Source organism: Leptolyngbya sp. 'hensonii' (genome assembly GCF_001939115.1).
In the GTDB taxonomy this organism is placed as follows: domain Bacteria; phylum Cyanobacteriota; class Cyanobacteriia.
On sequence record NZ_MQTZ01000049.1, the window covers coordinates 63,969 to 79,563 of the forward strand.

Annotated in this window: 14 protein-coding genes; 5 read left to right on the forward strand and 9 right to left on the reverse strand. The window is 55.2% G+C overall.

Translation table 11 applies throughout. From position 1 onward, the window contains the following. The first annotated feature begins 8 nt into the window (after nt 1–8). Nucleotides 9–620: a hormogonium polysaccharide biosynthesis acetyltransferase HpsU gene (gene hpsU, locus BST81_RS21025; protein ID WP_083636984.1), complete on the forward strand. Its 612-nt coding sequence runs from the start codon at nt 9–11 to the stop codon at nt 618–620. Here hpsU and BST81_RS21030 read toward each other — a convergent pair. The 4 genes from BST81_RS21030 to leuB form a co-directional block, all read right to left on the reverse strand. Continuing rightward, nucleotides 615–1,451 (reverse strand): A24 family peptidase, encoded by an 837-nt coding sequence (locus BST81_RS21030; RefSeq protein ID WP_075600478.1) that lies wholly within the window; start codon nt 1,449–1,451, stop codon nt 615–617. The genes hpsU and BST81_RS21030 overlap by 6 nt on opposite strands. A gap of 7 nt (nt 1,452–1,458) precedes the next feature. Further along, on the reverse strand, nt 1,459–1,728 hold the full coding sequence (locus BST81_RS21035) for a hypothetical protein (RefSeq protein ID WP_075600479.1): 270 nt from the start codon (nt 1,726–1,728) through the stop codon (nt 1,459–1,461). A 128-nt stretch (nt 1,729–1,856) separates the two neighbouring features. Next, nucleotides 1,857–2,975, reverse strand: a complete 1,119-nt coding sequence (locus BST81_RS21040) for an NF038122 family metalloprotease (protein WP_143780440.1) — start codon at nt 2,973–2,975, stop codon at nt 1,857–1,859. Nucleotides 2,976–3,163: 188 nt separating this feature from the next. Continuing rightward, on the reverse strand, nt 3,164–4,252 hold the full coding sequence (gene leuB / locus BST81_RS21045) for a 3-isopropylmalate dehydrogenase (protein WP_075600480.1): 1,089 nt from the start codon (nt 4,250–4,252) through the stop codon (nt 3,164–3,166). A 371-nt stretch (nt 4,253–4,623) separates the two neighbouring features. Here leuB and BST81_RS21050 point away from each other — a divergent pair, with 371 nt between their 5' ends. Continuing rightward, entirely contained in the window at nt 4,624–5,103 is a 480-nt protein-coding gene (locus BST81_RS21050) for a GNAT family N-acetyltransferase (RefSeq protein WP_075600481.1), read from the forward strand. Nucleotides 5,104–5,142: 39 nt separating this feature from the next. On the opposite strand, the gene BST81_RS21055 is transcribed toward BST81_RS21050, so the two are convergent. The 3 genes from BST81_RS21055 to BST81_RS21065 form a co-directional block, all read right to left on the reverse strand. Next, on the reverse strand, nt 5,143–7,638 hold the full coding sequence (locus tag BST81_RS21055; protein WP_075600482.1) for a CHAT domain-containing tetratricopeptide repeat protein: 2,496 nt from the start codon (nt 7,636–7,638) through the stop codon (nt 5,143–5,145). A gap of 12 nt (nt 7,639–7,650) precedes the next feature. Next, nucleotides 7,651–10,245, reverse strand: a complete 2,595-nt coding sequence (locus BST81_RS21060) for a filamentous hemagglutinin N-terminal domain-containing protein (RefSeq protein ID WP_075600483.1) — start codon at nt 10,243–10,245, stop codon at nt 7,651–7,653. Nucleotides 10,246–10,343: 98 nt separating this feature from the next. After that, nucleotides 10,344–10,961: an L-threonylcarbamoyladenylate synthase gene (locus BST81_RS21065; RefSeq protein WP_075600484.1), complete on the reverse strand. Its 618-nt coding sequence runs from the start codon at nt 10,959–10,961 to the stop codon at nt 10,344–10,346. 12 nt (nt 10,962–10,973) lie between these two features. On the opposite strand from BST81_RS21065, the gene BST81_RS21070 reads away from it, so the two are divergent. Further along, nucleotides 10,974–11,852, forward strand: a complete 879-nt coding sequence (locus tag BST81_RS21070) for an EndoU domain-containing protein (RefSeq protein ID WP_216351413.1) — start codon at nt 10,974–10,976, stop codon at nt 11,850–11,852. Between the two features lie 12 nt (nt 11,853–11,864). Here the strand turns inward: BST81_RS21070 and BST81_RS21075 are convergent, their stop codons facing one another. Both BST81_RS21075 and BST81_RS21080 read right to left on the reverse strand, forming a co-directional pair. Further along, nucleotides 11,865–12,683, reverse strand: a complete 819-nt coding sequence (locus BST81_RS21075; protein WP_075600486.1) for a FecR domain-containing protein — start codon at nt 12,681–12,683, stop codon at nt 11,865–11,867. Nucleotides 12,684–12,896: 213 nt separating this feature from the next. Beyond that, nucleotides 12,897–13,613, reverse strand: a complete 717-nt coding sequence (locus BST81_RS21080; RefSeq protein ID WP_075600487.1) for a pirin family protein — start codon at nt 13,611–13,613, stop codon at nt 12,897–12,899. A gap of 367 nt (nt 13,614–13,980) precedes the next feature. On the opposite strand from BST81_RS21080, the gene BST81_RS21085 reads away from it, so the two are divergent. Together BST81_RS21085 and BST81_RS21090 are read left to right on the forward strand one after the other, a co-directional pair. Continuing rightward, entirely contained in the window at nt 13,981–14,751 is a 771-nt protein-coding gene (locus BST81_RS21085; protein WP_075600488.1) for a hypothetical protein, read from the forward strand. Nucleotides 14,752–14,830: 79 nt separating this feature from the next. Further along, nucleotides 14,831–15,574 (forward strand): DUF561 domain-containing protein, encoded by a 744-nt coding sequence (locus BST81_RS21090; RefSeq protein WP_363080565.1) that lies wholly within the window; start codon nt 14,831–14,833, stop codon nt 15,572–15,574. Nucleotides 15,575–15,595 lie beyond the last annotated feature (21 nt).

Below are 15,595 nucleotides of genomic sequence, written 5' to 3' on the forward strand. Positions count from 1 at the left end.
TATCAGCGATGTCAGAAGAGCTTCCAACGTCTCCCCCCCCCACTGCTGTTGATCTGACCGCTGCTGCTGTAGTGGATCTGCGCAACTATTATCAGCCGGGCTTCGATCGGGGACGCCCTGGCTGGTATGTCCTGCTCTGGTGGCTGGTGCAGGCGATCGTATTTCCCCTCACCCTGCATGCCCACCATGCCCCCCGACGAGCCTTACTCCGGCTCTTTGGAGCCAAAGTGGGCCGTGGGGTGGTCATCCGCCCCACGGCCCGGATTACCTATCCCTGGAAAGTAGAGATTGGGGACTATAGCTGGATTGGTGATGATGTGGTTCTCTATAGCCTGAACCGTATCTGGATTGGAGCCCACTGCGTCATCTCCCAGAAAAGCTACCTCTGTACGGGCAGTCACGACATTCATCATCCAGCCTTTCCACTGATCACCCAACCGATTGCGATCGGGAATGGAGTCTGGGTTGCAACCGACTGCTTCGTAGGGCCTGGTGTCCAAATTGGGGCCAATGCAGTGATTGGGGCTCGCAGCAGCGTGTTCACTGATATGCCTGCAGGTCAAATCTGCTGGGGCACCCCTTGCCGTTCGTATCGCAAGCGGGAAATGGCCCCGTCATAGGGTTGGGAAAAAGACTCGCAGATAAACTGCCACCAACTGTTCACCCCAGAGGGCAGCTATGAATGCACCCAGGGCCAGAAACGGCCCAAAAGGGAAGGGCTGCCCTCGATTTAACCAGCCCAGGGCGATCGCCCCACCCCCCAGAAACGCTCCCCCGGCACAGGCCAGAAAACCTGCCAGCAGAAAAAGCTTCCAGCCCAACCAGGCTCCCATCATGGCGGCCAGCTTGGCATCGCCCCCCCCCATAGCAGGCTTAGCGAAGGCGATCGACCCGACGATCGTCACGATATCCAGCAACCAGATCCCAACTACAGCCCCCCCAATCCCCGTCATCAGGTGGGTGATACAGCCAGCCCAGCCACCAGCAGCCAGCCCTGCGATCGCCTGGGATAAAAGCCCCACCAGCAATCCCCACTTGGTCAGCACATGGGGCAAGGTCATGGTATCGAGGTCAATCATGGCCAGAGCCAGCAACCAGCTCGCGAAGACCCAGATAACCAGCGTTTTCAGGGGCAGCAGGGCTTCCTGGGACAGCGCAGTTTGCCAGTAGACCAGAACAAACAGGCATCCCGTTGCAGCTTCAATGCAGGGGTAACGGACAGAAATACGAGTTCTACAGTTTTTGCAGCGACCTTTCAGCCAGAGCCACCCCAAAACTGGCACATTTTCAGAACGACCCAATCGATGCAAACAGACCGGACATCGAGAGGGAGGCCAGAGTAGGGACAGCCCGGATGGAATGCGATAAATCACGACATTAAGAAAACTACCAATGGCCGAGCCAAGGGCAAAGACAAAAAGGCCAATGATCAGGAGAAATAAGGTCTCCACCGATCCCCTAACTCGCTTCCTCAAGCTGGGTAAAGGGCACAAAGCGTTCTTGAGGCAATAAAATCGGCTTCCGGTTGAGGATTAACTTACCCCGAAGCGTGTACTGATTAACGGCCACCCCCAGGGGCGGCTGTGTCCGAGTTGGATGTGTTTCCCGATAAATACGATAGATTTCTCGGGCGGCAAACACAATCGACGGATCCATCAGACCGATGTCCGTTGTCCCGGCAGGTTTTTGTGATGGAATCTCTAATCGCTGCTGCGTAACATGTACCACTACTTTCCCTCTAAGCTTGATGAGCTAAACTCTAGTCGATCGTGGAATAGGAACAGAACGGAAAATTCTTAGCACATTTTTAGCAGGGATAGCGCCGTTTAGCCACTATTTGTATTGCTCCCCTGAAGTCACGGCAAGAACTGGCGTGCTTTCTGCTGTAGAAATAGCATACCAACCCCCCACAATCCCAACAGAGGCATCCCCTCTGGGACCGATTTTGGGGGTTCCGCTTCATCCCATCCAATGACATCAAATGCTAGCAGATCGAGATCAGTAACTTCTGCCAGTTCCCCAGGGGCGATCGTCGGGTCCATAATCCCTAGGCCCAGACTATCTTTCCAGTGACTGGATTGCTGGCCATCCCCAAAATCAGACCCCGTGGAGAATCCTCCCAGGGATGTAACCCCTTGATCCAGGGAAAAATACTTATCCCGATTGTCTGCCGTCCAATCCACGACCCCTGCAGTTGTGCTTTGGGTTGAATAACGGAATAGATCCAGCGGAGTGACAAACTGGAAAGCGTCATCGGAGAAAGGGCCATTGGGATTGGAGAGATTCGTATCCAGGGCCTCAACCCCACTGAGAAACCCCAGAGCGTGACCAATTTCATGAACCGCAATGCCAACAAAATCAAACACATCTAGCGTAATGCCATCACTCCGATCAAAATCCCAGTTGAACGCACTGCTAAAGGTGATACTGGCATCAATCGCCGTCCCATTGGCATCCAGCAGCCCCAGCGCTTTCGCATTCGCATTCGTCAGGCTAATCAAGCTATTATTCGTCCCACCATCATTATCCACATAGGGAAGCAGACTCCCAGGCCCCGCCGGATTATCGGCAGTTCCATTGATCAGCAGATCAATACTAGGGCCGTTGGCCAGGCTACTGACCGCGATCGCATCCTGATCCGAGGTTATATCGTCAAACAGGGCCTGCCTGAATGCCGTATAGGAATAAAGGGACTCGATCGAACTAGCCTGAGCCAGCACATCAGTCCCCAGGTCACTGAAGCCGATTTCGAGGTTGACGGTGACATCATCCAAAAGGTATGAAGACCAGATCTGACCCGCAGCCTGAAAGCCAGCAAGGGCATTGGGATCAAGGGTGGGATCGTAGATGAAGTTAAAGGTGAGGGCTTGGACTCGTGTTGCCAGAACCGTCATTCCTGCCATCAGGGATAGGGACAACGCGGTCAATGTACTCAAAGATGCTGGTAGATGCAAACTGACGAGCGGTTTTTGCATGGGCTCAACCCAGATTAATTCTATGTTGGCGGGAAAAATATAGCGGTTTTCTGCCCCCTGGAGGGTAGGGGCAGTGGCCCCTCAGTGAAGGGTAACTGGTTTTCCCCGTGACTTCACTTAAGTAAGAACCACCACATGCTGTCCTAATAGAATTGTGAAGCCAAGATTATCAAAAGATGATTAGAAATTTATGAAATAATCAGCTTCTGGATCAGGGCTGCGCCCATAGCCTTGCAACCCAATAAATTCTTGCCTTCGGACATAATATCTCCCGTCCGATCGCCCTGTTCCAGGACCTGCAGCACCGCCTGTTCAATCCGATCTGCTGCTGCGGGTTGATTCAACCCATAGCGCAGCATCATCGCCGCACTCAGCACCTGGGCCAGAGGATTGGCCTTATCCTGCCCCGCAATATCTGGCGCAGATCCGTGCACCGGCTCATACACCCCAGGCCCCCTGGCCCCAAGACTGGCCGAAGGCAACATGCCAATACTGCCGGTCAGCATAGCCGCTGCGTCGGAAAGAATATCCCCAAACAGATTGCTGGTTACGATCGTGTCAAATTGTTTGGGCCAGCGCACCAGTTGCATGGCAGCGTTGTCCACATACAGGTGGGTCAGCTCCACATCGGGATAGTCGGACGCCAGTTGGGTGATCCGATCGCGCCAGAACTGGGACACCTCCAGCACGTTGGCCTTATCCACCGAACAGAGCTTCTTGCCTCGCTTCCGAGCTGTCTCAAAGGCCACACGACCGATACGATCGATTTCAGACTCGGTATAAGCCATGGTGTTCACCCCCCGTTTCTCCCCAGACTCGGTGGCAAATACACCTCTGGGCTGGCCGAAGTAAATCCCACCCGTCAGCTCTCGCACCACCATAATATCCACCCCTTCCACCACCTCCCGTTTCAGGGATGAGGCATCGATCAGTTGAGGCAAAATTTTGGCCGGACGTAAGTTTGCGAACAGGCCCAAGCCCGATCTCAGCCCCAGCAAACCCGTCTCCGGGCGCAGGTGGCGGGGCAGGGTATCCCACTGATAGCCACCGATCGCTGCCAACAGCACCGCATCACTCCGACGACAGGTTTCCAGGGTGGCCGCCGGGAGGGGTTCCCCAGTAGCATCAATGGCTGCCCCCCCGATCAGGGCTTCCTGAAACTCAAACGTCAGGTCAAACTGCTGGCCGATGACCTGGAGCACATCCACGGCCACCGCCATAATTTCGGGGCCAATACCGTCACCGGGAAGCAATGTGATTCGATAGGGTTGGGTCATAGATAACAATTCAAGGTGAGGTTTCGTCGTAAGCCTGTCCAACGGCGTTGCATGGAACACCTATGGGGATAAAGCGGTATCATAGCCCCAATTGAGATGGGTATCCGAGTGCTGCGAGAACTGATTTTAACGTGAGAAGGGATCCTAGGACTAGCGGCTGTGATCAGGAGACAGCAGGGCTAGACAGAGGCAAGACCTAGCCACTGACAAAATGCACCGAATTCTCGAACAGATGCTGGGCGTTCCAGGCGAGTTACAGGAAAGTCCACTGCAGCAACAGGAAGGCATCGATCGGCTGATTCGGTTGGATTGTTTCGTAGTACTTTGTACTATATTTGGCGAAGTTCACAGATTTTTGTTGTGAGATCACAATGCAAATTGAAGCATACACCCCCCATCATCTTGAGGCTGTTGTTCGGCTTTCGCTTCGGGCATGGACTCCAGTCTTTGATTCACTTCAGCGCATTATGAATGCTGATGTATATCAGGCGTTCTATCCCAATCAATGGCAAGTGCGTCAGCAAAAATCTGTTGAGGATGTCTGTGCTGCGGAAGACACGCAGGTATGGGTTGCGATCGATGGAGGCTCTACTGTGGGTTTTGTTGCTATAAAACTACACTCAGAAGACAGTATGGGTGAAATCTATATGGTTGCTGTCGATCCAGATTTTCAAGGTCACGGCATTGGTAGCGCTTTGATAGAATTTGCCTTAGCCCAGATGAAAGATGCTGGGATGTCTATTGCGATGGTTGAGACGGGAGGTGATTCTGGTCATGCTCCAGCACGTCACACTTATGAAAAGGCAGGTTTCGAGCTTTTCCCCGTGGCTAGATACTTTAAGGGGCTTTAAGCAGTATATTAATGCCGTTGGCATCGGATGGAACCTGAGCTACTGAGGATTCCCCATCAGGGTAAAAGCCGCCCAGGCTTTGGGGTCCGGATATTGTTTCAAGGTTTTCAACATGGCTTGCCGCATGGCCTGAGCCCGGTCAGGGTTTTGTAGCAGATTTCGATAGAACTCGGTCATTAGAAAGGCCGTGGGTTCATCGGGAACCTTCCAGAGGGAGACCAGCACGGAGGGCACCCCAGCCGTGATCAAGGCGCGGGACAGGCCAATCACCCCATCTCCTGTAGTATCCCCGCCACCTGTATCACAGGCACTCAGCACCACCAGTTCTGCCTGGGACAGGGTCAGCCCCAGAATTTCCTGGGTTGAGAGCAGGCCATCCTCACTGACAGAAGGTGCCAGGGCAATCGCCCCCGGAATTTCTGATTTCGCACCATCGACATAGAAATCGGTGAGCAGCCCATGGGTGGCCAGGTGAATGATGCGCGCCTGGGACAGCCGCTGTTTCACCAGAGCTTCCGTGGCCCGATCGCCCGTCAGGGCTTCGGTGTTCAGAAGTTTAGCGATGGTCTGCGCCTCTTTTTCAGCCCCTGGCAGACTGGTGAGCTGTTTGGCTGGACTGTTCAGGTCGAACTGGACGATCGGCATGGTGGGATTACCCACCACTAGCATCTCCCCGGTCCGGGCAATAGCAGGGCGTTGGGGGGTTAACTGCAGAATCTGGATGGCCGGTGCGGTCAGAATTGTATGGCTCTCAATCAGGAATTTCCCGGCTTCATCCTGCAGCGCTGCGAAGGGAACCAGAAACAGATCCCGCTGGGGCATGAAAACAATCGGCTGCTTGGGATCTTCAGGCAACAGATCGGCGATCGGCGCAATCAGAACCTGGTGGAGTTTTTGTAACTCTGGATTCACGACCGCCGCCGGTTGGAGGGTCGCTACCTCTGGCTGTTCCTGGAAGGAAAATCCCCGGGTATCCACCCCAATAGACAAGCGGACAGACTCAATCAGCGTGCTGAAGGAGACTGGCTTTGTCTCTGAGGGCAGCAGCTTCGTTTTCCCACGGGGCAGGGAAGCCGTGAGATTAACCCGGCGGAAAACCACTTTCCCAGAAGGTGGCACCACCCAGATGAAGAGTTCCCGATCCTCCCCTCGCCGCTTACCCTGGCGCAGAAACCGATCGTCCGTAATGATGGCATACTCCACCAGGGTCGCCTGGCGCTCTCTGGCAATCTGCTGAATTTGAGCCCTGTTGATCGGGGCAATGGGAAGCTGGGAGGTTGGGATTGCCCCCGCACCCTGCCCCCTGGTGCGACGGGATAACAACTCCACAAAAGCCCTAGCCCGACCCCGTTCGGCAGTTTCCAGAGCAGCCTCTGGTTGCTTAAGTGCCACCTGGATTTGCTGGAGTCGGCTGAAAATCTCCACCTGGGTATCGAAAATCGAAACTTTATCCTGATCTGTAAGATCCATGCGCAGGGAATCCAGGATGTCCAGAGCCGTCAGATACTTTTGCTCCGCCTCCGCCAGTTTGCCACTCTGCCACAGGGTATAGCCCCAGTTGTTTAGAGCCAGGGCTTCCGTGGCCCGATCGCCTACTGTTTTGACGACCTCCCAACTTTGTTGCTGGTATTTCAGGGCTTGCGAATATTGATTGAGAAAGAGATAGCTCAAGCCAATACTACCCAGGGCAACTGCCTCCAGTCGGCTATCTTTAATCGTTTGGGCGATCGCCAGCACCTGCTGATAGGAGTCAATCGCCTGAGCATACTGCTTCTGGAACTGGGCGATCGAACCCAAACTGTTGAGGGCATTCGCTTTTACCTGTTGGAAGCGAATCTGATCCACAGCTCCCAGGCTTTTGTCTGCCAAACGCTCATTCCCGATCGCCAGACTCCGACGATACAGCCTGGCCGCATCCTCATACTGGCCCTGGCTGGAGGCAATCGTCCCCCGACTATTCAGCAACAGGGCCTGGTTCAACCGATCGTTCACCTGGGTTGCAAGGGCCAAGGCCTGACCGAGCAAGGCATCAGCGGCTTTGTAGTTGCCAAGTTGAATCTGAACATTGGCCAGATTAACCAGAATCTGACCAAGCCCCTGACGATCGCCCAGGGACTGTCGCAGGTCTCGACTGCGCTCGTAGGCGTTCATGGCCAGACTGTACTGACCCCGCTCGTAGTAACTGACCCCCAGGTTGCCCCAGATATTGGCCTGAATCTGCTGATTACCCAACTTTTCCGCTAATTTCAGCTCCTGTTGAAAAGCCTCGATCGCCAGATTGTGTGCTCCCAGAGCCTGATAATTGAGACCGATGAGTTCCAGGCTCAGGAGTTCCCCTTGGGGATTTTGCTGCTGCCGGTACAGGTTGAGGGCCTGTTGCAGGCTAACGATCGCGGCCTCAAACTGTCGGGCCTGATACTGGGTGATTCCTTGCTGAAACAGTTGATCGGGGGAGAGGGTCTGAGCCTGGACGATCGTAGCCACTCCCAGCGCCAGCCCTCCCATGGCCATCCAACCCAGGTCAATCCGTTTCATGCTAGCACTCCCTCACTTGCAAGCCAGTTTTTCCGCATCCTCCTCGCCCCGGGCCTGACTAGAGGCGGTTGGAGGTGTTGCGGTGGCCCCATTGCTGACCTGCAGCAGGGTGCCATCATCAGCATCAGACCTGCGGCAGGCAGCCAGATCGGTGGTGGAGCCTTGTTGACGGGCCGATCGTTCAGCCGTGACCGCAGCCTGATCGACCACTGCCAGAGGAGAGGGTGAGGAGGGGGTGAATGTACTACTGAAGGAATTATTTTGGAGCAATACCAGCACATTAGGGGGAATGGATTTAGCAGCAAAGCCGATGCTTCCCTGCAGCCCACTTTGGGCCGGATCATTCGGGTTAAACGCCGTCCCCACGTTAAAGACCTTGTCCTGAGTCAGGGTAATACTGATCAGAACCGGGCCGGATGTCCCGACCTGAATGATTTGAGGATCACCCGCAAAGCTGAGCTGGAATTTTGCCGGTGGAGGTGGCGTGGGCGGGGTCGTATCAACCACTCCTGCTGGAAAGGCAATCAGACTCACGGGAGCAGGATTGCTATTTAAATCCTGAGGATTGTTAAACGGATTAATGGCCTTGAATTTTCCGGCTGTAATCGTGATCGTACTGTCCGTCACCTTATTCGATTGTCCGGCGGAGATGAAGCCCTGATTGGTTGCTGTTCCCACCTGGACTGTTCCCTGGGGTGCGGAAACCACGACAGTCCCGCCAGACCCTGTAGAACTCCCGGCGGCGGTGATGTTATTGAACGAGATGTTCCCACTGGTGCTGGAGAGGGAGACGTTGACAAAATTGGTAAAGACAAAGCTGCCGATGCTCTGGGCCGAGATATTGTTTTTGGCCGCCAGGGACAGGCTGCCATCGTTGGCGGTGAAGCTGCCTGCAGTGATGTTAACGGCTGAAATGGTGAGGCTGCGATCGGCCACGTTAATGGTGTCATTTAGACCATTCATGACAAAATTACCCACCCCATTGCCATCGGAATCGGCTTTGAAGGTAATGGTGCCTCCTCCATTATTGAAGTCCAAATTGTTATCGGCTAAATCTGCGATCGTAATGTCATTGGTGGCTTCCAGAATGACATTGGTGTTGCCAGCTAGCCCTTCCAGCTCTGATTCAAAGATGACAGTTGGATCAACATCGGCACCCAAAACCTGCCCCAGATTACCAGAAGGCGAACCCACGAAAGAAGTACTGGCTGCATCGGCACTGTCATTCCCATCATTGTTGCCATCCTGAATCAGGATATTGGCCGGGTCAAGCAGGAGGGTGCCGGTGATGCCATTGGCTGCGGTAGTATCCACCTTGCCTTTGAAGACCAGACTCTGCTTGCCAGAGACTTCAACAAAGCCCCCATTACCAGACTGGGAACCACCTTTAGCTGCGATCGTGCCATAGAACTGGGTGCCCTGATCAGCCCAGACAATCACCTTCCCCCCATTGCCAGTCTGAAGGGCATTCGCCGTAATCACAGAGTCTTGACTAACAAAAGTCTGACTGGCATTGGACACCGTTCCCTGTCCCTTAGCATCGCCACCAATCAAAATTGTGCCCCCACTGGGACCAGAGGCATCCAGTTGGGCACTCATCAGCCCTACCTTATCCCCTAGCAGGACAATCTCAGGGATAGTGCCAGAACTGAACTGCACCCCAGAAGCATCCGGTAGGGCCACAGAGATCTGGCCACTGACGATCGTGGTCCCTGCCGTGGTTGGGATGCCTATGCCGGAACTAGTCAGGCTCACCGTCCCATCTGGGTTTACGGTCAACCCCGTCGCCTGAGCCATGCCAGTCCCCGTCAGCAGTTGCGGCAGAGCCAGCGGCATTAAGGGCGATGCCGGATCCAGGGCGGTTTTGGTCCCGATCGGCAACTCCAGACTTAACAGGCTGCCACTCTGGGTGATGCGAACCAGTCTTTCCCCAGGCACAGCGGCGATTGTCACCGTCCCGCCCGGTGCGGCGATCGTGCCCGTGTTCACCACCAACCCACCGACCAGCGTAATTTGAGATCCGGGTGACCCCGTTAGATTACCTGAATTGACAATCGCCCCCGATTGGGCAGTCGTGAAGGCAAACCCGTTGGGAGACCCTGTCAGGGTTTTGAGCGCATCCAGGCTGGTGTTCAGGCCAAACCACTGGTCTCCAAAACCAATTCCCCTGGCGGTGGTAGCCGTAAACGCCGCTGGCACATTCAGCGTTGCCGTGGGACCAAAGATAATTCCTGCCGGATTCATCAGATACAGGTTGGCATTACTCCCCGTCACCTGAATCAACCCGTTAATGATCGAGGGATCTCCCCCCGTGACTCGGCCCAGGATATTTTGAATTCCAGGATTGGCCAGGAAGTTGGCAACCTGCCCCTGGTCCAAACCGAACTGTTGAAAGCTCTGGAACAGGTTGGTTCCGGCCTCCTGCCCCCCAGTGATATTAATGACATTGCCGTTGAGGGTAACAGTCGTTCCGATGCCATCGGTTGCGGGGACGATCGGTTGGGCCATACCCGGACCAGGAGTCAGCATTCCCAGCGACAGCAGGAAACCCAGGAAGGATTTGGAGGGGAACAGGTTTTCCGGAAGTCTTGTGCTGCGTGGCTTCATAGGATTGGCCTGTGGTGTTGGTAGTAGGGACTAGACGTTTTGCCAGAGGAATTACACGGATTTGCCTTACCATCTAATACCAGATCATGGCACAGCTCTCAGGAATTCCGCTGAAAATAGGGCAGCTCCTCAGTCCTGATTACCCCCGATCGTAAAATTTCCCATCCTGTCCCGGTCCAGCGGACCACGGTTGAAGGCACCCCAGAGGCTCTATCTGCGGGCATTAGCTCCCCCTCCAGGGGCGTCAGCACCTGGGGAAACTGGGCTGCAATCTCGGCCATGGTTTCCAGCGCAGGCTGGCCCGATCGATTGGCGCTGGTGGTGGCCAGGGGACCGGTCCCTGCCAGAATCTGACGGGCTAGTTCGTGATGGGGGACCCGGATGCCGATCGTGGTGGGGTCCGTTGGGTTCATGGCAGCAGGTACCAGGGAACTGGCCGGGAGCACCAGGGTCAGGGGACCGGGCCAGTATTGGGCAGCTACCTGTTCCCATAACTGCTGCTCTGCCGAACCGCCCTGGACATAGGGCCACAGATCGGCGGGAGATGCCCCCATGAGAATCAGGGGCTTGCCGCGATCGCGCTGTTTGGTTGCAAAAATCAGATCGGCCCGATCGGGTCGGCTGGCTAGCGCAGGGACTGTATCTGTTGGAAAGCTGATCACGGCTGTACCTGCTTGGGCTGCAGCGATCAGGTCTATAATTGTCACTTGGGGCATGGGGGTTAACTGATGACATTGCAATTCAAACTCAAAAGCCTTGGGGGGCTATTGCTGGGTAGTTGCGTCCTGCTTGCCACAGGTGAATCCGATCAAGCCATCTCCACAGGACACCCGTTGGAGACAATCCCACAGCAACGAGCGATGATCCAGGCCCAGTTTAATCCACCCTGGTTTCCCTTCTTTGACCAGGTTAACAACCCGATCTCAGTCAGGTTCCCGGCCAGTCAACGGGTAGATATCACCCCACCCCCACCCCCCGTCAGTGGCTTTGATCAAGCCATCCTCAAGCTGTGTGGTCCGATCGGCTCCTCCGTCTCACCTCAGGGGTTCCGCCAGTTGATGGCATCCTATCCCACCGTATTTCGGCAAATCAAGCAGGCCACAGGGGGCGAATTGAGTTTGGGACGCAGCCAGGATGCTGAGTTCCTGGAGGATTTGACCCGCATCTGGTTTAAGCAAGAGGCTTTTGTCCACATCTTTTGTGGAGAGATTTCCGGGTCCCGGAAGATTGGGGGACTCCATTTTCGGGGGCGCTATCTGCAACTGCAGACCGAAGGCATGGGAGGACGCCTTCCCAACAATACCGGGCGGGAAGAAGTGGTGCCTGGGGTGGTTTATACCCTGGGTGTCGTCATCAAACGAGGGAACCAGTTGATCCGGGATAGCTTGAAGGGGTACTCCTACGTGACCGATGGCCAGGAGCTATTAACAATCGCCACCATCGCCTTTAAGGCCCAGGACAAAACGGAAGGGGCCTGTCTCTACCCGGTGACCGACGCGGATTCTGGCCAATCCTTCAGAGCCGTGTTTGTGCGGCAGCGGGGCGCGATCGTCACTTTCTACCCGGATGCTACCCCTCAGGGACGCTCCTGCCAACCGCCACGATAATCGGAACCGGGTTCATCGGGGGACAAGGGTACCGGGACGTTGCAGGGGCCGGACAGGAGGGCGAACTGGTTTGCGATCGAGGGGGAATGTGGCCCCCTTATAGAGTTGCAGGTAGTAGCGGCGGATCTCTTTGGTTTTTCGCAGTTCTCGCCGATACTGCCGGAACAGTTGACCTTGCAGCAGCTGATCATATTCCTGTTGAGCTAATCGTCGAATGGGTTTGAGTTTACGATCGCGACCAATGCCAATGCGTTCTCCTGGTTTCACGATCCAGGTCTTGTTGGGTTCATCCGCCTGGCGAATTTCAACCTCGCCATCGCAGACCGTAATTGATTCCTCGCCCGCTTCATCTACTTCCATCACATAGACCGTGCCCCGCACGCCAGCCACCAGAGACTTGGTGCAGCCATTGGCCGCCCCTTCGATCAGAACACTGCCCTGCTGCAACTGATTGCAGGAGTTCCCTACGGTCAGGGCTGAGTTTTGCCCCAGACGACCGATCGCGCCCGTATTAAAGGTGAGCTCTGCCCTGGCCTTACCAGTTCGGACCTGCTGCCCCTTCCCGGCCACGGCATTGAGCTTGACCGGCTGATTCTGGATGAACACCTGACTCCCATCCAAGATTTCGGTCACCCGGGCCTGTTTAATCCCACCACTTTGAGAACTGCCAGGGGGAATCAACAACCCCAGCAGAGCCATGAGCACAGAGATCGCCAGGAACATGGTAATCAGCCGGGGCGATCGCCGAAACGATCGCTGCAGCAGTTGGTAATAGTTATTTCCTATCCCAGAGAAATACTGAGACGCTCTCCTGAGCTTGCGTTTAGCCATAGCAAGTACCCTATTCCCTTCCAGGATCACAATAGCAAGTTTGTCCTCTTTTAGACGGGAAATAGGGGCCTGAGGTTCAATCGTTCTTTGCCTGCATAGGGAATATCCTGCTGGCTTCGACTCCGCTCAGCCAGCAGGAGGATCCTAACCTGTCTGCTCCCTGAGCGAAGTCGGTTACAAAGTCTCCCCGCAGGGGATAGGGAGCAGATGGAACTACGCCAAATCAAACAGCAGCAGTTCAGCATCGGACTCGGCGATCACCTCCAGGGTGAGGGCCTCACTCACCGCTACCCCATCCCCGGCCCGCAGGGGCTCTCCATTCAGCGTCACGATACCGCTGGCGATCTGAATCCAGGCATGCCGTCCTAACTTTAAGTCATAGGTCACGCTTTCAGCAGGCTGCAGCACCGTAGCATACAAACTCAGATCCTGATGCACGGTCAGCGCACCATCCCGCCCCTCTCTGTCGGCCAACAGTCGCCACTGTCCCCGTTTTTCTTCCACGGGAAAGAGCTTCTGCTCATAACCAGGCTCCAGCCCCTGCCGTTCCGGCAAAATCCAGATTTGCAGCAGATGCACAGGATCGTCCTGAGAGTGGTTGAACTCACTATGGGCAATTCCCGTACCCGCCGTCATCCGCTGCACTTCACCGGGCCGAATCACTTCCCCAGTTCCGAGGCTGTCCTTATGCTCCAGGGACCCCTCCAGCATGTAGGTGATGATTTCCATGTCCCGGTGTCCATGGGTGGGGAAACCAGCTCCAGGAGCGATGCGATCGTCGTTAATCACTCGCAAGGCCCGAAACCCCATGTGCTGAGGGTCGTAATAATTTCCAAAGGAAAAAGTGTGGTAGCTGTCTAACCAGCCAAACTGCACATGCCCCCGATCGTAACCCTTGCGCACCCGAATGCCTGTCATACTCTGCGTCATCGTCGTTTACCTCCGGTACCAGGTCTGGAAAAACTCAGAAGTCACTCCCTTGATTATAGAGATCCAGATTATACAAATCTAGACTGTCTGCACACAAACTAAAAATCAGGAGAATTGTTCACAGCCTTCTGAAACTCATGTATCCAGTTTATAAACAACGACCTGAAGCTGACAGGACGGGTTTCATCCGGATTCGTTCCGGTTTGCCGATCAGAATCAGTTGCTGCAGGCGAATTGTGCCTGCCCTCAACTGGTTGGGAACCCCAAGATTTTTGCCAGATCGTTGAAAAATCTCTCGATTACCGTGTTTCTACAGTTGATCCCCTGATTATCTAAAGAACAGTCCATCAGAACTGACTGAAACCATATGAAGATTACGGAACGAACCGCGACCCAACTCAAAATTGGCATCTCGATGGGACATTGGGTCATCTTTGGCATTCTCTTTGGTTTGCCTTTCTTGAAAGCAGGTCTGCTAGTGCTTGCGACCATTGGCCGCTATGTCACCCTCGACTGCCATCGAGCGCAGTCCGCCCAGCCGGTGGCCTGTGAGGTTCGAACCATTGGCCTGGGCTGGATGGAGACCAAACCTGTGGTTGGTATTCCCAAAAGCGCGATCGTCAAACCCGCGCCCTCTGGCAAAAACATCTACACCGTGGTGATCACCACCGATCATCAGTCTGTTTCCCTAACTCCCGCAGGCGCAGATCAAGGGAGTAGTTATGGGGTAGCCAATGGATTCACCAGTTTTTTGAACAACCCGGAGCAACGATCCTTCCAGGCCAGTCAGGCCAGCTTTGGCCTGGGCTTTGGCCTGATCTTTACCCTCGTGGGGGCAGGATTTATCCTGACAGCACTGATCTATCCGCTACCGTATTTTTGCGACTTTGATAAAACCACCGGACAGATGATATTGAAGAAGCGCAGTCCATTGCTTGGACGCAAGCAAACGACCTACCTGTTGCGGGATATTCAGGGGGCCACCTGGGAAGGAAAACCCGACAGGGGAGCCCGAACCTACCAACTTAATGTAAGGCTGAGAGATGGTCAGGCTCTTCCCCTATCCGCCGCCAATTCCTTCAGCCAGAAAGAGTTTCGCACCATGGCCCATGAGATCAACCAGTTCTTGCGGGAATAGGCGATCGCGGGTTATCCAGCACTCCCCTGCAGACGTACAATGGGGCATACGATTTTGCATTCTCTAAGGATCTATGACCATGCATCCCCAACTTCAAGCTGCATTTGATCAGGGCCGTGCTCTCAAAGTGATCAGTGGCCTGAACAACGTCAATTTCGATCGTGTTGCCATGATCGTGCGAGCTGCCGATCGGGGTGGAGCCACCTTTCTGGACATCGCTGCCGATCCCGATCTAGTCCGGATGGCCCGCCAGTTAACGGACCTGCCCATCTGCGTCTCCGCCGTGGAACCCGAGAAGTTTGTTGTGGCTATGGCAGCGGGGGCACACCTGATTGAAATTGGGAACTTCGACACGTTCTATGCCCAGGGTCGCCGGTTTGAAGCCGAGGAAGTGCTGGCTCTGACCCAGGTAACCCGTCAACTCCTGCCCCAAGTCACCCTCTCTGTCACTGTTCCCCACATTCTCACCCTGGATCAACAGGTGCATCTAGCAGAAGCGCTGGTTAAAGCTGGAGCCGACCTGATCCAGACGGAAGGCGGCACCAGCAGCAGCCCCACCCATGCTGGGACCCTGGGCCTGATGGAGAAAGCTGCCCCGACCCTAGCGGCGGCCTACGAAATCTCCCGTGCCGTCTCTGTACCCGTGCTGTGCGCCTCTGGCCTGTCCAGTGTGACAGCCCCTCTGGCGATCGCGGCAGGGGCTGCCGGGGTCGGCGTTGGCTCGGCCATCAACCGTCTGGACAGCGAAGTGGCCATGATTGCGGCGGTGCGCAGCCTGGTGGAGTCCCTGACAAGCGTGAATCGTCCCGCCAGCGTCCGCTAGGTCGTTGCCTGGGTGGGAGCA